This window comes from Serratia sp. JSRIV004 (assembly GCF_019968705.1).
In the GTDB taxonomy this organism is placed as follows: Bacteria; Pseudomonadota; Gammaproteobacteria; order Enterobacterales; family Enterobacteriaceae; genus Chania; species Chania fonticola_B.
Genome location: NZ_CP074140.1, coordinates 813,731 through 833,698, shown reverse-complemented (window position 1 = coordinate 833,698; position 19,968 = coordinate 813,731). Strand labels below are relative to the sequence as shown.

General features: G+C 48.3%; 14 protein-coding genes. 4 read left to right on the top strand and 10 right to left on the bottom strand.

The genetic code is table 11. The features are described 5' to 3' along the window. Positions 1 to 93: 93 nt before the first annotated feature. Positions 94 to 966, top strand: coding sequence for a phosphorothioated DNA-binding restriction endonuclease (locus KGP21_RS03900; protein ID WP_223498847.1), 873 nt, complete (start codon positions 94 to 96; stop codon positions 964 to 966). Here the strand turns inward: KGP21_RS03900 and KGP21_RS03895 are convergent. The 5 genes from KGP21_RS03895 to KGP21_RS03875 form a co-directional block, all read right to left on the bottom strand. Beyond that, positions 912 to 2,252, bottom strand: a complete 1,341-nt coding sequence (locus KGP21_RS03895; RefSeq protein ID WP_223500826.1) for an McrC family protein — start codon at positions 2,250 to 2,252, stop codon at positions 912 to 914. The two genes, KGP21_RS03900 and KGP21_RS03895, sit on opposite strands and share 55 nt — an antisense overlap. Next, entirely contained in the window at positions 2,245 to 4,320 is a 2,076-nt protein-coding gene (locus tag KGP21_RS03890) for an McrB family protein (protein ID WP_223537257.1), read from the bottom strand. Before KGP21_RS03890 ends, KGP21_RS03895 begins: the two co-directional genes overlap by 8 nt. Before the next feature lie 64 nt (positions 4,321 to 4,384). Next, on the bottom strand, positions 4,385 to 7,633 hold the full coding sequence (locus KGP21_RS03885; RefSeq protein WP_223537254.1) for a type I restriction endonuclease subunit R: 3,249 nt from the start codon (positions 7,631 to 7,633) through the stop codon (positions 4,385 to 4,387). Then, on the bottom strand, positions 7,630 to 8,982 hold the full coding sequence (locus KGP21_RS03880; protein ID WP_223500823.1) for a restriction endonuclease subunit S: 1,353 nt from the start codon (positions 8,980 to 8,982) through the stop codon (positions 7,630 to 7,632). The genes KGP21_RS03885 and KGP21_RS03880 overlap by 4 nt, the downstream gene beginning before the upstream one ends. Continuing rightward, positions 8,982 to 11,345, bottom strand: a complete 2,364-nt coding sequence (locus KGP21_RS03875) for a class I SAM-dependent DNA methyltransferase (protein WP_223500822.1) — start codon at positions 11,343 to 11,345, stop codon at positions 8,982 to 8,984. Before KGP21_RS03875 ends, KGP21_RS03880 begins: the two co-directional genes overlap by 1 nt. Before the next feature lie 262 nt (positions 11,346 to 11,607). Here KGP21_RS03875 and KGP21_RS03870 point away from each other — a divergent pair, with 262 nt between their 5' ends. Continuing rightward, a complete protein-coding gene (locus KGP21_RS03870) occupies positions 11,608 to 12,849 on the top strand; it encodes a hypothetical protein (protein WP_223500820.1) in 1,242 nt (413 codons plus the stop codon). A 33-nt stretch (positions 12,850 to 12,882) separates the two neighbouring features. On the opposite strand, the gene KGP21_RS03865 is transcribed toward KGP21_RS03870, so the two are convergent. The 3 genes from KGP21_RS03865 to KGP21_RS03855 form a co-directional block, all read right to left on the bottom strand. Beyond that, positions 12,883 to 13,566 carry a response regulator transcription factor gene (locus tag KGP21_RS03865; protein ID WP_223500818.1) on the bottom strand — a complete coding sequence of 228 codons (684 nt, stop codon included), beginning with the start codon at positions 13,564 to 13,566 and terminating at the stop codon, positions 12,883 to 12,885. Positions 13,567 to 13,748: 182 nt separating this feature from the next. Then, positions 13,749 to 15,266, bottom strand: a complete 1,518-nt coding sequence (locus KGP21_RS03860; RefSeq protein ID WP_223537252.1) for a sensor histidine kinase KdpD — start codon at positions 15,264 to 15,266, stop codon at positions 13,749 to 13,751. Between the two features lie 11 nt (positions 15,267 to 15,277). Then, complete coding sequence (locus KGP21_RS03855; RefSeq protein ID WP_115158983.1) at positions 15,278 to 16,609, bottom strand: VWA domain-containing protein; 1,332 nt, start codon at positions 16,607 to 16,609, stop codon at positions 15,278 to 15,280. Positions 16,610 to 16,961: 352 nt separating this feature from the next. Here KGP21_RS03855 and KGP21_RS03850 point away from each other — a divergent pair, with 352 nt between their 5' ends. Further along, a complete protein-coding gene (locus tag KGP21_RS03850) occupies positions 16,962 to 17,606 on the top strand; it encodes an acyl-homoserine-lactone synthase (protein ID WP_071682435.1) in 645 nt (214 codons plus the stop codon). Here the strand turns inward: KGP21_RS03850 and KGP21_RS03845 are convergent, their stop codons facing one another. Together KGP21_RS03845 and KGP21_RS03840 are read right to left on the bottom strand one after the other, a co-directional pair. Then, positions 17,607 to 18,323 carry a LuxR family transcriptional regulator gene (locus KGP21_RS03845; RefSeq protein WP_021179139.1) on the bottom strand — a complete coding sequence of 239 codons (717 nt, stop codon included), beginning with the start codon at positions 18,321 to 18,323 and terminating at the stop codon, positions 17,607 to 17,609. A 121-nt stretch (positions 18,324 to 18,444) separates the two neighbouring features. Beyond that, entirely contained in the window at positions 18,445 to 19,080 is a 636-nt protein-coding gene (locus tag KGP21_RS03840) for a carbonic anhydrase (RefSeq protein WP_021179138.1), read from the bottom strand. A 373-nt stretch (positions 19,081 to 19,453) separates the two neighbouring features. Between KGP21_RS03840 and KGP21_RS03835 the strand changes: the two genes are divergently transcribed. Further along, positions 19,454 to 19,966 (top strand): helix-turn-helix domain-containing protein, encoded by a 513-nt coding sequence (locus KGP21_RS03835; RefSeq protein WP_021807854.1) that lies wholly within the window; start codon positions 19,454 to 19,456, stop codon positions 19,964 to 19,966. Positions 19,967 to 19,968: the final 2 nt, after the last annotated feature.

Sequence of the window (19,968 nt, the reverse complement as noted above, 5' to 3'; positions counted from 1 at the left end):
AGTGAGTGGCTGATGCTTGCCTAGAAGCTATTGAATCCCTTTCGTTTTGCGAGCATGATCGCAATCACTTTCGCCGCCCGCCAGGATGCACCGATGAAAACCAGCCAGGAACTGCAAACCGCCATATCTAATCTGACCTTATGGCGCAAAGGCGATCAACGTGCACCACATAAGCCACTATTGCTGCTGTATGTGCTCTCCCAATATCAGCAAGGGCACGAGCGGCTGTTCAATTACGGCGAAGAAATCCACGGCCCCTTGCTGGCATTACTCAATAGCTTCGGCCCACAACGGCGTGACCATTACCCCACCATGCCGTTTTGGCGTTTACGCGGCGACGGATTCTGGGAATTACAGAATGCAGAGCTTTGCAGCCCGCAGAAAGGCAGCAAAGAGCCACCTAAGCGGGAAATTATCGAACATGGCGTTAGCGGCGGCTTCGACAAAGAAAGTTATCAGCTGCTACGCAGCCAACCCGCTCTGATAGACAAGCTTGCACAGCAAATTCTCTGTGAGCATTTCCCTGACAGCGTTCAGGAGCTGATAGCCAACCGCCTGGACTTTCAGCTTGATGGAATACGTAAAGCACGCGACCCAGCATTCCGGCAAACGATATTGCGTGCCTATAACTACCAATGCGCGGTGTGTGGCTACAACCTGCAACACGACACTACGCCCGTTGGCTTGGAGGCCGCGCATATCAAATGGAAGCAACACGGCGGCCCCTGCACCGTGACCAACGGATTAGCGCTGTGCTCATTGCACCACTCCGCATTCGATATGGGAGCCATCGGGCTTGATGACAGCATGAAACTGCTGGTTTCTGCAGGCGTGAACGGTACCCATATGATCGAGCAATTGTTCTGGGACTTTGCTGGGAAGACGATTCGGTTGCCAAAGATCGCCGACCATTATCCTTTGGATAAGTTTGTGGAGTGGCATCGGGGGCAGGTGTTTAAGGGGTGAGGTGCAACAGAGATATCATGTGCCCACATCATTCTCTGACCTCGCTTTGCCGTTATCCGATAAGGAACAACCCATAATTTCAACGTATCCGAGAAGGCAAAATGCTGAGCTATTGGCCGGTTAAAATCGTCATGTTCCGGATAGATCAGGTACATATCACCAACTCCTGCGAGATATTTTTGGCCGTAGGCGAACATTTGATAGAAGTCGGCCTGCGACAATCCATACATTGATTGCGGTTGTGAACGGCTATTAATCAGCTTCCATTTAGTATCCAATACCATCCTGGTTTTAATTGGGTAACGGGATTGGATCAATAGATCCGGGCGCAGCTTAAAGCAATCCTGTTCCCCATGTTTCACCAATGAATAGGTTGCTGCCTGCGATTTCAATTTGAGATTTTGCGGCAGCTCATCGGCAAGGGTTTGTGCGACAAAAGACTCAAACACCGCCTCCATCGGGAACAATAGCGACAACGCTTTGGTCTCCCCTTGTAGGGCGCTCGGGTTCATCCCGCTCAGTATCAATTGCGCCCATGCCAGTGGTTCATGGTAATGCGCCATACCGCGATCCAAGCGCAAACTCGCTATATCACTTTCGACATCTCGGCTAAGCGGGGTGCCATCAAAAGCAAAACGTAGCTCTTGCAGCCAACGCTGATTATCGGATGATAACTTCAAACTAGATAACTTATGTAACGCCGAGTGCAGCAGCCTGTTGGCCGAGCAGTCGGGTAAGTAATCATCATAATTGACGCAAAATTTATGGCGGTTCACTACGTTATGGCGTAACTGGGCCGAGAGCATCAGCTTGCCTTTCATAAAGGGCAAATTGCCGTGCTCATTCACATAGTCAGAGCGTAAACCTTGTTTTAATAATTGGCTCACGCTGTACAAAAACTGGTTGATAAATATCTCAAGCAACGGCATTCGCTGTGCCTGGACTGTTGCCTGCTGGGTTTGAATATGCCGAAAGCCCGACAGATGGCTCAGCATGATCAACAGCGTTTCCCGCGCACGTTCACGCGTGAGGTTTTTACCAACCTTGGGCAAAATTTCAATCTGTAAACCGTGGGGTGTATACAGCATCCCCGCGTAATTCTGCACCTTCAGCAGCTTACAACCGGCACGAGAGGTGAGTTTAATAAATTGGCTCCCCTGTTCGCTGGTCAGGCTAAGGGATTCAAGATAATCAAATGCTTCCTGCGGGATAAGGGTTGCGCCAGCCGAAATGGCCTTGCCAACCCCCAACAGATCATATTCAAAAACCGAGATCACCTCACCCATGCAGTGCTACCTGCGCATTAAGGATGGCTTGTTGCGGTTGATAAATCGCACGGTAAGCCAGTGGCTTATTCCAAACCTCTTGATCAAAGGCGGTTAGTTCATATACCGTCGACTGCTGATCGTGACGCCGTAAGGCATGATTGCTGCCAAAAAGCGTATCCAGATCGTCAGTTTTCTCAATCACAAACTGCAGGTCATCATCTTGCTTTTGGTTGTCTGCCAACACCAGTCTGATCTTGTTCCAGTCATCAAAGAAATACTCCTGTAACAGTGGAACGATCTTTTTCTGGAAGGCAGCCTTAAGCTGTTTAAACGCTACCTCCTCATCACCGGCCTCGAGTGCCTTTTTTACCGGCATAAAAAACGCATGCCCTAACGTATGCTCGCGATCGTAAAGCGCTTCAATGCGGCTATTGAGTTTTTCCAATAATGGCTCGAGCTCAATGCCTTTGACCTTGGCACCGCTCAACAAAGAGAGATCTGGCATCATCTCGACAAAGTCAAAGCGACGGCGCAACGCCGTGTCCATCAGCGCAAGCGAGCGATCTGCGGTATTCATTGCACCGATAATATCGACATTGCTGGGAACGCTGAATGCCTCACCGCTATACGACAATTGCAGGCTCATCGCATTTTCCATGCCCGCACGCTTGTCTACTTCGATAAGCGAGATCAGCTCACCAAAGATCTTGGAGATGTTGCCACGGTTGATCTCATCAATAAAAATGGCATAACGATGCTCAGGATCGGCATTCGCACGCTGACACAGGCGCATGAAGATACCAGGCTCGATAGGGTAAGAGATATTCCCACTTTCATCGGCACGAGCCCGCATACCTTCAATAAACTCTTCATAGCCATAAGACTGATGGAAAGTGACTACGGCAAATCGCTGAATAGACTCAGCCGTTTTAGGGCCGTGCTTCAACTCGGCATAAAGAGAAAGTAATTCATCCACTTGTTCTAACTGTGACTCCACCAAGACCCACTCACTATCCGCAGTTTTATCGAATATTGCAGGCTCACGGCGGCCTTTATACGCCACCGTGGTGGATCCCGGCACGGTAAAGGATTGCAGCGTCGCCCAGGCAGTTTGCGAAAAGTTACTGCTGCGGCCATTCAATAGCGCTTTACGTTGGAACCACTGATGTTCGGTCAATTGGCGGACTTTGGCTCGCTTATTGAGATCCAGCAATACCAACGCGATCACCTGCATCCAGTTCAAAGACTCAAGGCGAGAATCCAACCAGGCATCAAAATCGGCTGGCGCGGCCTGAACGGTGTATTCCTTCATTTTCTGCTGCAAAGTGAAGGTTTTTCCAGTGCCTGGCGGGCCAAAGTAGATCATATTCACTGGCAAGCGCTGAGCGAACTGAACGCTCACCGATGTATTATCCACGGCGGCGGTATCGCTAACGGCCTTCTCCTGTTTTTCCTCGTTATCGCGTTCGCGAAGCAATTCATAGAGATGCCAAATCGCCATGTTCACGTAATAAGGGTCTGCATCTGGCAGTTTCGCATTGATGGCCCGTTTCAATTCATGGTTTTTTTGCAGCCAACTGCCGTCAAGAGATAGGCCAAGGTTGAACTGTTCATTCAGGAACGTGGCCGCTCTGGAAAAAGCATTCCCATCCACGGTGCTGGTACAGATTTCTGGAGAAAATGCCGCAAAGACACGGTTTCTCAAACTCCAATACATACGTTTGAGTTGCCCGGTCTCCTTGGCTTGTTGTAACGCTGCCCCCACATATTGGTAAGTTTGCTCGTCCGGTTGGCGATAAATTCGCTCGGTCAAATCTCTTAGCAGCGGCAGGCTCTGTTGGAATTCCGCCAGAGACGGTACCCCCTGGCGGATACTGGCGATGCCGTTACTACGCTCATACCACAGCCGTTTAACCAGCTCATCGGTTTCAGGCTCGGTAAACGTCAGGGGTTGTTGGAGCAACAGCGTAAATTCACGATATCGCTGATCCCACCTAGAATCGGTATAATTTTTGTACTCCGCCAGAGCGTTAATCAATTCACCAAGTGGCAGCTTGCCTGCTTCAACACTAGCAACGATATCCATCACGATGTTTCCTTTGCTGTTGCATGGGGTAATGTTTGAGTTTTGCGATGTTGCATTATTAGCTTCACCCGCCTTTCAGCATATCAAACACCACGCGGGCGAACCCTTTGGCAAGTTCCGGGTTAGACAGATACTGCATCATCATCTCATGCTGAGCTTCGTTACTGTCCATGACCGCATCATCAATCGCTTTCGGGAAGTCACCTAGCATCGCCTGTTCGCGGGTATTGTTGGCAATCTGCGTCATGACGGTTTGGTTTTCAGAGAGCTTGTCACGTACCGCAAACGCATAGTTGACCATGTCTTTATCGGTAAGATTGTCCGTAATAAACAGCTCATTCAAACGCTCTAAAATATGCGATAAGAAAACCTCTTTCTTATCTTTCGGCTTAGCCGTACCCACGTCATTACCCGGCTCAAGTTGATAATCCGCCGCGTCTTCTTGCAGCTTGATATGTTGTTCCCGAATTCTCGATAACCGGTAGTGGCTCATCACGACGTTATCTAAATCCACATCGTCTTCCTGCACGTTCTTTTCTTGCAACAGCGGCCTGAGATGGCGGGCATACAGGCTAAGTTTCTCCAGGTCCCGATCTTCATACTCGACGATCTGCGACATAAATTCGTAGAACCGAACAAAGCTACCCAAGTCTTTTTTGAAGATTTCTAAGCGATCTTTCTCTTTTTTACACTCTTTAAACGTATTCTCAGCATTGGCGATTAACACCGCATCCTGCGTTTTTTTGGTGCGTTCAAAGATTTCTTTAGCTTGAATATAGGCTTCAATGGCAGAAAGATAGCGCTTTTCCCAGCGCTCTTTTGCCGGTTTGCAGATGTTGCTGATAGCGGCGTTGGACTTGTTTTTGGTAAAGAAAGCGGTGCAGAACTGCTCAACTTCGCTCCATGTAAAGATGCCACTGGACCGGAGTTTTTCGAACAGATCGAACACCAGATTAGGGTCGGTCACGTCCATCAGTTCGGCGGTCTGATAATACGGCTGGAAGGCTTGCAGGATGTCATCAGGCTGGTTATAAAAATCGAGGATGAAAGTGCCGCATTCCACCTTACCGGGATAAACACGGTTCAAACGTGAAAGCGTCTGCACACATTCAACCCCGCCTAAGGGTTTATCTACATACATGGCGCACAGCTTGGGCTGATCAAAACCGGTTTGGAATTTGTTGGCAACCAGCATCACCTGATAATCATCGCTGTCGAAGGCTTTACGCATATCGCGGCCTTTTAGCCCCGGATTCATATTGATTTCGGTGAACTTGTGGTTCAGCAATGCCAGGCTGTCTGGATCCTTATCGTTAAACTCCACCTCGCCAGAAAACGCGACCATGGCATTGATATGCTGATAGTTATTCTCAATGATGTATTTGTCGAAAGCCAACTTGTAACGCACGGCCTCTTTACGCGAACTGGTCACCACCATCGCCTTGGCCTGCCCACCAAGCAGGTGCACGACGTGGTTCTTGTAGTGCTCCACAATCACCTTCACCTTCTGTGAAATGTTGTAATCGTGCAGACGCACCCACTGGCTCAACTTGATTTTTGCTTTGGAGCTATCGACTTCTTTGTCGGCAGCCTCCATCTTTTGCACCAGCTTATAGGCCACCTGATAAGTGGTGTAATTCTTTAGCACATCCAGAATAAAGCCTTCTTCGATCGCCTGACGCATGGAGTACACATGGAAGGCCTCCGGCTTGTTGGTCTTTGACGCCGGTTCATCAGGCTTGGGCAAACGGCCAAACAACTCCAAGGTTTTTGGTTTTGGCGTGGCGGTAAACGCATAGTAGTTCAGGTTACTGCTACCGCGCCGGGCAGCCATGGTGGCATTGATGGCATCTTCAGAAGTCAGCACCGTATCGTCGTCTGTCTCTTCCAGCATCAGCACTTCTTTTAACTGACGAGCGGTAGAACCACTTTGCGATGAGTGAGCCTCATCGGCGATTACTGCGTATTTGCGCAGTTTCAAGCTGACACTGTTTTCAATCGCTTTTAGCACAAACGGGAAGGTCTGGATGGTGACGATGATAATCGGTTGCGAATTTTCCAGCGCGGCAGCGAGTTTTTCTGATTTTGAGCCGTCGCCTTCTTTATTATTGATACGCCCCACCACGCCGTCGGCATGTTCAAACTGATAGATAGTGTCTTGCAGCTGATCGTCGAGTACCGTGCGGTCGGTAACGACAATCACCGAATGGAACTGCTTTTCGCCGTTGGCATCATACAGCGTAGAGAGTTGGTGGGCAGTCCAGGCAATCGAGTTGGATTTACCAGAGCCAGCGCTGTGTTGGATCAGGTATTTATTGCCAGCGCCCTCTTCAACTGTGGCACCAATCAGTTTACGCACCACGTCCCATTGATGATAACGCGGGAAGATCAGCGTTTCTTTCTTGGTTTTCAGCCCGTTCCAGTCTTCTTTTTCTTCGATTTGCAGATGAACGTAGCTGCCTAAAATATTCAACAGGTTGCTGGGCAGTAACACCTCATTCCACAGATAATCGGTGGCATAACGGTTTTGATCGTCGGGAATGTCGTTACCCGCCCCGCCTTCTTTGGTGCCTTTGTTAAACGGCAGGAAGAAGGTTTCGTCCCCTGCCAGTTTGGTTGCCATAAACACTTCATATTGGCTAACGGCAAAGTGCACCAGCGCACCACGTTTAAAGCTAAGCAACGGCTCCGGCTTTTTGGTAATTGGGTCTTTCGGCAAACGGGTTCTTTTATACTGCTTGATGGCGTTTTGCACCGCCTGCTTGAACTCGGATTTCAGCTCCAGCGTAGCGGCCGGCAAGCCGTTGACGAACAGCACCAGGTCAATGCGCCAACTTTTGGCTTTGCTGCCGGTTGCGGCAAAGTGCTCCGCATTGGCATAAGGGCTGTAAACCAGTTCCGGTACAATGCGGCAGATATTCTGCTGGTAACGCGCCAGCGTTTCAGGGTTTAGCTCGTGCTCGGGTTTAAACTGACATAGGGAGAAACGCGCATTGCGGATTTTTAACCCGTGGCGTAATACGCCCAAAGTGCCATAGGTGCGCGACAGGACATCGGTGGCATTCACATCAGCTTTTTTAAGCTGGGCTACCAACGTATCCAGAAAATAGCGCTCGGTGTCGTTAGGGTAAACCTTGGCAAACTTCTCCCATTCCTTTGGTTGGCTGACTTGTACAAAAGCCAGTGCATCCAACGTATACAGAGCACGTTCACGATCGTAGCCGTCTGATTTGCCGACAATCCAACCATTTTTCACCATCTGATCGATCATTTCATTTTGAAAGATCAGCTCCTTGGTTGTGTCTGTGCTCATGCCGTCGCCTCCTGTGGCTCCTGGTTCACTTCTGTGTCGCTGGTGGGGGCTACCCAGTTGCGTACGTCGATTTTGCCGGTGACGGCGGCGGAGATTAGGGCGGTACGGCGTTCTTGTAACAAAGAAACCTGCACAAATGCCTTATCAATTAAATCACTATAATTCTCCGTCAAGCGTCCGATATAACTCAATATTTCATTAAGTTCATTTCTTGGAGGAACTGGTATATATATAGATTCAATACCCTCACTGGATATATTTGGTTGATTCGTAATAGTCATGTTATTCGAAAATTGAGCTAAAAAAGGTGATGACTGAGTCGAAATCAATATGTAACCAGATATATCTTCTTGCTCGACAAACATAAACCCGACCCTTTGGTTAACAAGAGGAGCACTTTCATTATCAAGCAAAGTCACTTTAATCCCACCAGCAATGACAGGCCTAGTCATTGCGAATATCAATGAACCTTTGGGAGCAAGATACTCTTTATGAAGCAATGAGAAACTATAAGGTAAAAAGGAGGAATCTCCCCATTCAAAACAGAGATGAGAAACATTGGATATTTTAATGACTGGATAGCCTTCCTCTGTAAAGTCGCTACTTTTAAAAGCAAATCCGCCAATTACTTTCCCGAAGTGCTTTAACCGTTTTATTTCCCAATGCTCAGGTATCTCATCCAACCACTCAACACCGGAATCTTTCATTGGCACATCAGGATTTAACCCTTTGGTGACCGCATGACTAATCACTGCCTGACGCTTTTCTTTAAGCAGTTCAATCAGTTGCTGTTGTTTCTTGATTAGATTATCGATTTTTGTGATTTCGTGTTCTAAGAAGGTAGATATCTGAGATTGTTCTACAATGCTCGGTAATTTAAAGTACAAATTTTCGACTTGCTCAGCAGAGACAGCCTCAAAAGTACTACCTGTCGCAATTGCATCCAGCTGATATTTATAAGAGGGCAAAACCCACCATAGATAAGATGAGTTAATGTATGAGGAACTACAAATACTGCATAGTCCTCGACCTATTCCATACTCTTTATCAGCTATATTTAAAGCACCAACGGGAGCCCTAACTGAAAATAACAACTCTCCAGCCCTAGCTACTTTTCTAGGTATTGGGCAATATTGTTTTTCTTTCGGATTTACCCTGCCAAACTCAGCATTACCCTGTAAAAAAGCAACCCCATGGCCATCTAAGTTACAATCTTCTGAATTAGGTGACTGCCCCATATTAATATTTGCAACAAGTTTTAAGCGAACTGCTGACCATTCACTAGGCATCTCCCCCAACCATTCAACCCCAGAATCTTTATACTCTGGATAGCTTTGATATCTACTCATTATGAATGTACCTCTTGCAGCAGCTTCATAATCTCAGCACTAACCGCATCCAGATCCGCATCAATATCTTTGAGGTCACGCGGCGGCTGGTAAACGTAAAAATGGCGGTTAAATGGGATTTCATAGCCCACAACACCAATTTCACCGTCTTTGGCATCGCGTTTGTCGGCATTGATCCACGCATCGGCGACGTGCGGCCTTACCTCACTCTCAAAGTAGCTTTCAATCAACATACTGGTCGCTACGCTAGGGTCTAGCGGCACATTTTCGTTATCACGCAGCTCGCCGTCTTGCTCAAACTCCACCACTTTGCCCTTATATTCAAACGCGCCATACAGCGGTTGAGCCGCCTCTTTCAGCACCTTCTTCACCACCGGCTCTGCGTCTGGATTTTTAGTGGTAATGGCATCGATAAACTGCTTTTTCTCTTTGGCATCCAGCTTCACATCGGCGGCTTTCATTGCACCTTTCAAAGTGAGGTCAAACTGGTTAAAGTCGTTACTTACCAGCTCCTTTCCGCCGGCTTTGCTGCCAAAAGCGGTTTGAATTTGCTGAGCGTTTGCCATCAATGTACGTTGGGCCAGCCACAGTTTCTTATCAAGCAGATCTTTGATTTGCTTCTCTTTCAGATCGGGGAATTCGGCTTTGATAACCGCGCGGGCCTCGACTTCAATCGCGCTGAAGTCAGCGTAATTAGCGTTATCCCACTGTGAGCCAAACTCTTCATACAAACGTTCCATCGGGGCAGCAAACGGCTTCGTTGCAAAACGTAGTGAGGCAATAGCCTCATCGGTGATTTGCGCAGACAAGCGCAACGGGCGTTCGATAGTCAAGCGGCGATAGCCAAAATCTGTGCTGTTAAAGATCTTGCTAGCGAAGGTTTTCGGCGCTTCGGTTTTGCTGGTCGCAGACTGGCGACCACGGTTGGATTTCTGCTCTGGGGCTTTCTCCAGGCCCAGTTCATCCAACGGGGTCGGAGCCACAACCTTAAAGGCACCGAAGGTTTGGGTGATAAGCTTGATATCTTCTTCACCCATGATATTGCGCTTCGAGCCCAGTGACTTACGCATTTTACCGCACAGGTTGGTGCCATCAATCAGCTGCACTTTGCCTTTACGATCGGTGGTTTTGTTATTGGACAAAATCCACACGTAGGTAGCAATGCCGGTGTTATAGAACATATCGGTCGGCAGTGCGACGATGCCTTCCAACAAATCAGACTCTAAAATATGGCGGCGGATTTCGCTTTCACCACTGCCCGCACCGCCGGTAAATAGTGGGGAACCGTTGAGGATAATACCGATACGCCCACCATCATTCACCGAACCATCCGCATTGCGGATATCGCGCATTTTGCTAATCAGGTGTAACAAGAACAGCAACGAACCATCGGAGACGCGTGGCAGCCCTGGGCCAAAGCGTCCAGCAAAGCCTTTTACGCTGTGCTCGTTGTTGATCTCAGTATCAATCTTTTTCCAATCCACGCCGAACGGTGGGTTAGACAGCATGTAGTCAAACTTCTCAGTCGGTAGCTGGTCGTTAGACAGGGTATTTCCCAGCTTGATGCGACTGACATCTTGGCCTTTGATCAGCATGTCCGCTTTACAGATGGCGTATGACTCTGGGTTTAGCTCTTGGCCGAAAGCACGCATCACCGCATTTGGGTTCAACTCATGCACATACTCCATGCCTGAGGAAAGAAAACCACCAGTTCCTGCTGTAGGGTCGTAGATGGTACGAATGATGCCGTCTTTGCTAAGCACTTCATCGTCCTTCATAAACACCAATGAAGTGGTCAAACGCACAATATCGCGTGGGGTAAAGTGCTCCCCCGCAGTCTCATTCGAGCTTTCTGCAAAGCGGCGGATCAGTTCTTCAAACACCAAGCCCATTTCGTGGTTAGACACGGCGGCAGGGCTAAGATCGGTAGTGGCAAACTTCTTTACTACCTTGAACAGCAGGTTGGCATCGTTCAATTGGCCAACAAACTCATAAAACTTAAAGTGCTCAAAGATCTCACGAGCATCCTTCGAGAAACACTGAACGTAGTTCTCCAGGTTGTCCTTAATGCCGTTCTGCCCCATCTTGCTGAGATCCATCGATGAGGTATTGAAGAACGCCAAATCATTGGTCGCACGCAGAATAAGCTTTTCTTGTGCCTCCTCCGGCAGGTTCATGGCTTTGACTTTTTCAGCCTGGGCCACCACCGCATCTTTACTCTCACTTAACACACACTCCAGGCGGCGTAACAGCGTGAAGGGCAGGATCACACGGCCATACTGGGATTGTTTGAAGTCGCCACGAAGCAGATCGGCCACCGACCAGATGAAGGCAGCAGTTTGAGAGAAGTTGGTGTCAGCCATAGAAGACCCTAGAAAGATGTACAAAAAGTTGCGGAGATTATACACGAATCAATAAGGCTTGCTGTGACATCGGTGCGGATTAATTCAGGCCTCTAACGCGATGCCCCTAACAAGTTTAGGCTGACAGGTATTCTATTAGCACTAGTGATTAGCTGAGTAATTATAAAAAGTAGCAACAAAAAAAATAAATTGAATTTACAGATTATTTGTTGCATACACTAAAAATAATTTACCGAGCACATTCAGAAAAGGAATTCATCCCATGAATAACTCAACACCAAAAATGCTAAATAAGAAATTTATCATATCCGTTATCACCTCATCTGCGTTCATTACAGGTTTAACTCTTGCAATCATATGGCTTTACCTGTCAAATATCGATAGGTTAGATATCTTTCATGATGCGGCAAGTGTCAAGTCAATCATGGGGATCATCTTAGGGTTTGCTATCTTTTCAATATTGGGCTTCAGCATTTTTTTATTTGTTTCATCCTTGATGCTAATCATCACTTTCTCAAACTACGAAAAAGATATTAAAAAATATGACGGAATCGCCCATAACTTCGCTTCCGTTGGCATTCTTAACAGTTTATCATCGTGCCTATTATTAATGATATCTTTCTCGATTCATTATTTCTTCGATTGGAGTGGTTATCTAACAAGCGCATTATTCTTGCTAACTTCAACAGCATTCAGTTTTTGGTTAACAAATAAGAAAATTTTGAAATCAGAAAAATATCTTTCACAAGATAACAGCGAAGAAGAGAGCATTCTTAAGAAAACACCCACAAAAATAATGATGCCATTTTTACTGCTTACTCCGGCAATTGTGCAAATCCTTCCGCTATCATTTTTACTGAAACAATTAGAGTTTACCGAAGGCAGTAACGATTTCGTACAGCTAGCTTTAATTACTATGTTAAGCCTCATGTTTTCCATGCTAAGTATGTTACCAGGGGTAATCTATATTAATGAAAAGAAGAATGGTGAGATGCTACGTAGCATTAGCGTAATTTTAATCTCCATACCGACAACCCTGGTGGTTTTATCACTACTTGTTCGCCCAATACCTAATATGATTATAAATATGACCATGAATCTATCGGGCATCAGTGACTGGCGTACGCACCATTTCTATATCGACAACCAAACCCACCATCATACTATGTTTAATGGTGTATTATGGAATACTAGATACTACCCAGACATGCCCAGTCGTTTCTTTATCACTGGCGTAAACATTTTCACTTTAGGTGACATTCAGCTAATTTGCCCAACTAAAATAACTAACGCTAGAACGGAAAGCCTAAAGCTAACTCTTGATGACATGAATGAATACGATAGAAAAATAAAGCAATTGAAAACTGTTGCTATGGAATGCATTCCATTCAATAAAAACGACATCCATACTTGGGATTCACCAATCTCAGACCCCATATATTACGAAAAAATTAAAACCGCCAATGATAGTTCGATGCTAAAAATGCTCCACTCCCTGAAGTAACCCTTTTGGGCCGAACGTTATGTCGGCCCACCCTCACCCCAAATACCGATACCCCATCCCATACACGGTGCGGATCAGCAACGGACTATTCGCATCGAGCTCAATGGTCTTGCGCAGCTTGGAGATATGCTGATCCAGCGTGCGGCTGTTAGGCAGGAAATCATAGCCCCAGGCGGCATCGAACAGCATCTCGCGCGTGACGACCTTATTCTTGTGCTGATAGAGGCACTCCAGGATTTTCACCTCGCGCAGTGAAAGCTCCAACCTCGCCGTCTGGCGCAGAGCGCATAGCTCATTCGGGTACACGGTTAAATCACCAAAGCAAAAGCTGGCATCTGGCTGCGCGGTCTTGCTACGCAGGCAACGCCGGGCGATGGTCTTGATCCTGGCGCGGATCTCGTGAATGCCAAACGGCTTGCTGATGTAATCATCTGCTCCCAGCTCCAACCCGACCACCCGGTCGATCTCTTCATCCTTGGCAGATAGAAAGATAATCGGGATCTGCTCATCCTGTTTGCGGATCTCTCGGCATACCGCGTATCCATCCAGCTCCGGCATCATGATATCGAGGATGATAAAATCCGGTTTTTCCTGCTGATACATCTCCAACGCCACTTTGCCATTCTCTGCGGCGATCAGGGTGTAGCCCTCGCGGGAAAGCGCTTCGACCAATCCCTGGCGAATGTTCGTATCGTCTTCAACGACCAGTATTTTCATTACGACTTCCTGTAATTAATGCTATTAGCGGTGGCGATTACCGCCTGACGTGGGCGATATCATCAGCTACAGCGCTGTGTTTTCCCCTCACCCCAACCCTCTCCCCAAAAAGGAGAGGGAGCTAGAGCGCGGTTGTTGTCAGGTATAGAAGTCACTCTGCGGCACTTATCCAAAAACAGCGGCTACGGTGCTGTAATCAGGTTACGCGCCAGCCGCAAGGTGAAGCGCACCCCAGGCGACTGCTGAGCCACCAGGATCTCCCCGCCCAGGCTGTGCGCCAACTGCTGGGCAATCGTCAGGCCAATGCCGGTGCCAGATACGCCCTCGGTAATACCTGACTTCACCCGGTAAAAGGGCAGGAAAATCATCCTGAGCTCTTTCTCGGCGATACCGTCACCATAATCCCGCACGTGGATATCCACATTGTCCGCACTGCACTCCACCTGCACATCGACCTGTTTCCCGGCCGTGGCATACTTTTCCGCATTGCTCAGCAGGTTATTGATAATCTGCGTCAGGCGATCGATATCACTCTGCACCACCACGCTTTCGCATAATGAGAGGGAAATCGTCATCCCCTTGGCCTGATATGACGGAGTGAAAGTCTGAGTAATCTTCGCCAGCAGCGGGTTGAGGTCAATGGGCTGAATGTGCAGCTTCGGCTCGCGGGTAAAACTCAGAATGTTCTGGATCAGGCGCGATAGGCGCTGGCTCTCACCGATTATCACGTCCAGGTAACGCAGTCCTTCATTGTGCTGTTCATCCAGCTCTTCTTTCAGCAACTCTGCATACAGCGTGATATTAGTCAGCGGCGTTTTCAGCTCGTGGGACACCTGACTGACAAAACCCACCTGCTGGCGCGCCAGCCGTGCCGTCTGGGTGTATTCCCGGTAGAGGCGGAAAATGATCAAGCCCATGATGGCCAGCATTAGCAGGATAAACGCCCCGCCCCACAGGTAGACCGCCGTAGTACTGGCCGCTTTGCCGTAATAGCTCACCTGCCAGCCGGTAAGCGGATAAGGCAGGCTCTGTTCGGCCAACGGCTGCAGGTTTCCCAGCTCGACGTAAGGATTGCTTTGGTACAGCAGGCGTCCGTTCTCTACCAGCACCAGCGTGTCTTTGCCAAAATCGAAGTTAACCGCATTGATCACGTCCGATAGCAGTTTGATATAAGGAACCCGAAATCCGATGGTCTCGCTGCCGATAGTGCGCCAGTAGATCAACAGCGGCTCCTGCACCTCGCCGGTGATATACCAGCCGGATTGTGGGATAGCCATTTCGCTTTTTACGTTGTGGCCATACAGCAAGGAAGGATCGTTCACCAGCGGGGTGATGGCCTGAACCCAGGCTAATTCTTTTTGGCTCAGTGGACCGTTTTCGTTGGGATACAACAACCGATTTTTCTGCAGGACAAACACGCCATCAATGTCGTGATCCTTCTCGACCAGCTCCTTGAGCGCCTGTTCGTTGTGCTGAATATAGTCGGTGATCGCGTCCAGCCGCGTCGCTTTCTGCCGCAGGATGTCCATAACGCTGTCGCTGGCCTGCGTGACGCGCGTCTGTGCCATGGTTTGGGATTGGTAATGGCGTAGCAGCACTTCGTGCTCAAGGGTGCGCACTCCCAGATAGGCGATCAGGCTGAAGATCGCCACGGTGATGATGATAAAAACCGTCAAACTTCTGGAAGTACGCTGGCTCATTAGGCTCCCTGCTACTGGTTCTTCTGGGTTTTGATGTTGTAGTTCTGCTCTTTCACTGCCTTACGGGTCGACTCCTTACTGTCGCTTTCCATTTTACCCATCAGGTCTTTGTTCTTCTGCGCGCTGGCTTCGGCTTTTTGTCTGGCTGGCGCGGCGCTGACAGGCAAACTTTCCAAGGCTGCCGCGTTAGCGCTAAACACCTGTTTGGCCTCTTCCATTTTGCCTGCATCCATCAGCTCTACCGCTCGCTCATTTTCAATCGCTGCCTTCTGAATGGCCGAATCCACCAGCACCTCATCAACCTGAGCGGCACTCACGTCCTTAGCGGATTGGCTATAACGCACCGCCACCTTCTCATTGAAGGTATCGACCTGTTTGGTGCTCAGGTTGGCATAACGCACGTTCACATCGGCCAGCGGTTTGCTCTGGGCGTTGCTGCCCTTGGCCGGGATCACTTCCAGCAGAACATATTTTTCCTGATTGGAATACAGCTGGTTCAGTTTCACGGTGACCGTATTGCCGCTGATGCTGCCATCACGCCCCAACAGACGAACCGGCGTAACCTTATCGGCGGTTTTGATCACCACCACCACATCCTGCGCCACCACGGACATAGCGTCGTTAAACTCGTAGGCGAAGGTCTTTTCCAGATCGCTGGATTGCTCAACAAAGGCATGGTTGCCATCGCTATAGCCAGCAATGGTGGTCATCAGATCTTCGTTATAACCATCACCAATGCCGATAGTGGTAATAGCAATGCCTTTCTTGGCCGCCAGTTTGGCCAGCTCGGCCAGCTCACTGTTGGAGGTTGGCCCAACGTTAGCCTGCCCGTCGGAAAGCAGAACAATTCGGTTAACCTGCTCTTTATCCAGATGCTTGCTCACCTGATCGATACCCTTGCTCACCCCGGCAAACAGCGCCGTCATCCCACGCGGTTCAATACTTTTGTTAATTTTATTAATCAGTTCTTTGGTATCTTTGACCTTGGTGGCAGGGATCACCACCTCAACCCCGGAGTCATAGGCAACGACCGAAAGCGTGTCATTACCGTTGAGCATGTTCACAGCGGCGATCGCCGCCTTTCTGGCGTTTTCGATACGATCTCCACTCATTGAGGTGGAGCGGTCGATGACCAACGCCAGATTAATCGGGCTGCGTTTTTCCTGCGGCAGCGGATAGCCCACCAACGAGATTTTCAGGTAGTTTTTATCTTGGGTATTTTCCAACACCACTGGCGAGGCAACTTCAGACTTTACGACGACCTTGGGGGCAGCCGGAGCGGCACTGGCACTCCATGGCAACACCGACAGGGTGAATAACGCAAAAATACATTTCAGATCCATGGTGAAGCTCCTTGTCAAAAGAATCGAATCCATTCTTGCCCGTCTCGGCCAGCGAGTTGTCTGTTATCTGTATAAAGTTGTAAAAAATGGGTAAAAGTTACCGTTGCTACGATCGAGATGCTTGCCGCTCCCTCGGGTCCGCACGTGCTAAGAAACATATCACTTTTAAGCCCAGAGTGTCGCCTAAAACGCCCCACCCAACACCGGCTAAAAACCCGTTTATTCCTATAATAAGGTTAGCGTAAATCTATTAAAAAGCATTATCATTCCTTTGTACCGGCATGCTCTTAATGAAACTTCACTGATGTTACCGGATGAACTTATCTCTATATATTCATTCACAGGTGACATTATGTTTAATATTTACAGCGTTAACTATGCTTCAATGAGCAATGAGAAATCTGAAGATCTCTTTATGTTAAGAAAAAATACCTTTAAAGACAGACTGCAATGGGCTGTCGACTGCTCTGACGGCAAGGAGGTCGATCAGTTTGATAATGACAAGACCAATTATATTTTCGGCGTGGAGAACGGCATGATTATATGCGGAACCAGGATGATAGACATGAAATACCAAAATATGTTGAACAGTACATTCTCCTCATTCTTTAACAATGTCAACATTCCAGAAGGCAACTACATTGAATCCACGCGTTTCTTCGTGGATAAAGAAAGAACCCACTCGCTGTTAGGCCGTAAGTTTCCTGTCACTATGGCTTTGTTTCTCTCACTGATTAACTACGCGCGGCAACATCACTATGATGGCATTCTTGCCGTCGCCAGCCATCCGATGATGCACATCATCAGAACCTCCGGCTGGAATGTCACCGTGTTGGAAACCGGTGTTTCCGAGAAAGATGAGCCGGTCTATCTGTTGCTCGGCCATGTCGACTCTGAGAGCCAGAGGAAGCTAAAAGCCAAGATATTCAGCAAGTACAGCACAGCGGACGAAACCAGGCTGAACGACTGGCCGCTGGCGGCTGAGCCTTCTTTGTAATCAACTAACCGGTTTAATCAGTTGAAGTTCCACACCTAGACGTATTGCATGCCGGGCATTTGCGACTCCAAGCTTTTTGACGATGTTGGACATATGAAACTTGACCGTACGCGTAGTGATCCCCAGGATCATCCCCGTTTCCTGATAGGTTTTGCCCACGCTGGCCCAGTAGAGGATTTCGTTTTCCCGTTCGGTAAATTGGGCGCTTTTTTCCGAGCGAGAGGCGTTTTTTTCTGACAGCGAATTCAGGGTTAGATATATCTCATGCACTGACGCCAGTAAAACAGAGATGTCACCTTTATTCTTGATCAGCGTTTGGGTTAATTCCGCTCTGGTTTCAGGGGCAAGAATAAAAGATAACGTGACCAGGTTATTATTATAATCATGCAATACAAACGTATAGCCGTTATTCAGCCCAAATTTCCTGGCCCGCTCGAAGAGTTCGGAAAAATGAAACCCTCCCCCCGTCATCAGATTTTCATCCCATGAAAAAGGCGTTAGGCGGTTCAGCGCAGTGATCACCACCGGATCGGTATACTGTAAACCGTTGGCTTTATAATGCTCTACCCACTCACCAGGATAGTTGGTTACCCCAAAGATGCAGGACATATCTTTTTTCGATAACACCACATATGCCCAGATAAATTCCCCGAGATCGTTTAATGTCGCTTCGAGGTGCGTTTTTATAATGTTACTGATATGTTCTTCGTTTTCCATTAACGACCTACCCCCGATTGCTTAAATAATTTCCACCTGGCGAATATAGCAGATAAGGACGCCAGGCAGAAGGCTCCTGGTTTTCTGCCCAGGAGCGGTCCCACTCATAGTCAAGCATCTGTTATTCGAAGTACACCTCGGGGTTATCCGCCAGCGAAATGAAATTCTTGGTATTTTTATCCAGCGTGCGGATCTCGCCACTTTCGATGTCGTACACCCAGCCGTGCAGGCGTAGTGCGTTGTCGCGCAGCCCAACGGCAACGGACGGGTGAGTCTTAATATTATTTAGCTGGGCTATCACGTTCTCTTCAACCATAGCGTTAACTTTGTCGATTTCGCTATTCCAGGTTTTCTTCTCTACCACCGCTTTGGCCGCGTCCGCATAGTGTAGCCAGTGAGCAACAGCAGGCATCGGGTCAAGGCACTGGCAAGAAGCGATAGCCTTCATGGCGCCGCAGTTCGAGTGGCCGCAAATCACGATATCAGTAACGCCTAGCGCCACAACCGCGTATTCGATGGTCGCCGACACCCCACCCGGCTCCGGGCCAAAGGAAGGGACGATGTTGCCTGCGTTACGGATAACGAAAAGCTGCCCCGGATCTTGCTGGGTTACCAGCTCGGGTACCAGGCGGCTGTCAGAACACGAAATAAAAAGCGCTTTAGGATTCTGGCTGGAGGCAAGGCTGCGAAAGAGCTCCTTACGCTGCGGGAAAATCTCTTTCTGGAAACTGAGGAAACCTTCAATAATATGTTGCATAGCACACTCTCTAGATCTGTAGTCTCGATAGTATGATAATCCTTGCAGGCTAAGCTGGAAAGCGGGCCAAACCTTAAGCTAGACATCCCAGAGGTTCAGCGGGGTGCTTTTAGTACGAGTTGACTATCTGCAAGGAACATAAGAGCCCAGGTAACACAGACGTTGCATAAATGGACGATGCAGATACGGGGCAGTGAATACGTACAAATCCCCTTCCCTCCTTCGAAGCAGTTTCAAAAGTGCTAATATTCTGGCGTTTTAAACCCTTTTTAGTAAAAATATTAGTATCACACGTCATCCCCTTGCTGCTTCATGTCGAAATTATGCTAATATTATGGCGTAATTTGTACTAAAAAGATAAAATATTGACATCATGGCGAAAAAAACAGCACCATTACTTCCTACAACTAACCAATTGCTGACTGATTTTGGTGAGCGGCTGAAACTTGCGCGTCTTCGGCGCAAACTAACGGCCAAACAGGTGGCAGAACGGGCAGGTATGTCGCCAATGACACTGCGTTCGCTTGAGGCAGGAGGAGCAGGCGTTACTATAGGTGCATATTTATCTGTCATGCAGGTGTTAGGGCTTGAAAACGATCTGAATCAGTTGGCCGCCGAAGATCAACTAGGTCGCCAACTTCAGGATTCCCGGCTGATAAAGAACGACATCGTTTTCACTTCCAAGGCAAAACCAAGTAAAGCCCCGGCAGACAAAAAACCGCGCCCTGAGGTTGCCTACAGGTACGAAAGATCAGACAAACAGGCAGCTGCAACAACAAAAGCTGGCTCCGTAGCAAACAATACGGCCCGCAAAACGACAGGCACAACGTCGGCCGATCTGGTTGCTCTGCTAAAACCATTGAAGAAGTCAATCAAAGGGAGCTAACG

What these genes read in the sequence shown, in the direction of transcription:
- KGP21_RS03840 (WP_021179138.1), bottom strand. Translation starts at nt 19,080, where the DNA reads ATGCAACATATTATTGAAGGTTTCCTCAGTTTCCAGAAAGAGATTTTC.
- KGP21_RS03845 (WP_021179139.1), bottom strand. Translation starts at nt 18,323, where the DNA reads ATGGAAAACGAAGAACATATCAGTAACATTATAAAAACGCACCTCGAA.
- KGP21_RS03855 (WP_115158983.1), bottom strand. Translation starts at nt 16,609, where the DNA reads ATGGATCTGAAATGTATTTTTGCGTTATTCACCCTGTCGGTGTTGCCA.
- KGP21_RS03890 (WP_223537257.1), bottom strand. Translation starts at nt 4,320, where the DNA reads ATGGATATCGTTGCTAGTGTTGAAGCAGGCAAGCTGCCACTTGGTGAA.
- KGP21_RS03880 (WP_223500823.1), bottom strand. Translation starts at nt 8,982, where the DNA reads ATGAGTAGATATCAAAGCTATCCAGAGTATAAAGATTCTGGGGTTGAA.
- KGP21_RS03870 (WP_223500820.1), top strand. Translation starts at nt 11,608, where the DNA reads ATGAATAACTCAACACCAAAAATGCTAAATAAGAAATTTATCATATCC.
- KGP21_RS03865 (WP_223500818.1), bottom strand. Translation starts at nt 13,566, where the DNA reads ATGAAAATACTGGTCGTTGAAGACGATACGAACATTCGCCAGGGATTG.
- KGP21_RS03850 (WP_071682435.1), top strand. Translation starts at nt 16,962, where the DNA reads ATGTTTAATATTTACAGCGTTAACTATGCTTCAATGAGCAATGAGAAA.
- KGP21_RS03900 (WP_223498847.1), top strand. Translation starts at nt 94, where the DNA reads ATGAAAACCAGCCAGGAACTGCAAACCGCCATATCTAATCTGACCTTA.
- KGP21_RS03875 (WP_223500822.1), bottom strand. Translation starts at nt 11,345, where the DNA reads ATGGCTGACACCAACTTCTCTCAAACTGCTGCCTTCATCTGGTCGGTG.
- KGP21_RS03860 (WP_223537252.1), bottom strand. Translation starts at nt 15,266, where the DNA reads ATGAGCCAGCGTACTTCCAGAAGTTTGACGGTTTTTATCATCATCACC.
- KGP21_RS03835 (WP_021807854.1), top strand. Translation starts at nt 19,454, where the DNA reads ATGGCGAAAAAAACAGCACCATTACTTCCTACAACTAACCAATTGCTG.
- KGP21_RS03885 (WP_223537254.1), bottom strand. Translation starts at nt 7,633, where the DNA reads ATGAGCACAGACACAACCAAGGAGCTGATCTTTCAAAATGAAATGATC.
- KGP21_RS03895 (WP_223500826.1), bottom strand. Translation starts at nt 2,252, where the DNA reads ATGGGTGAGGTGATCTCGGTTTTTGAATATGATCTGTTGGGGGTTGGC.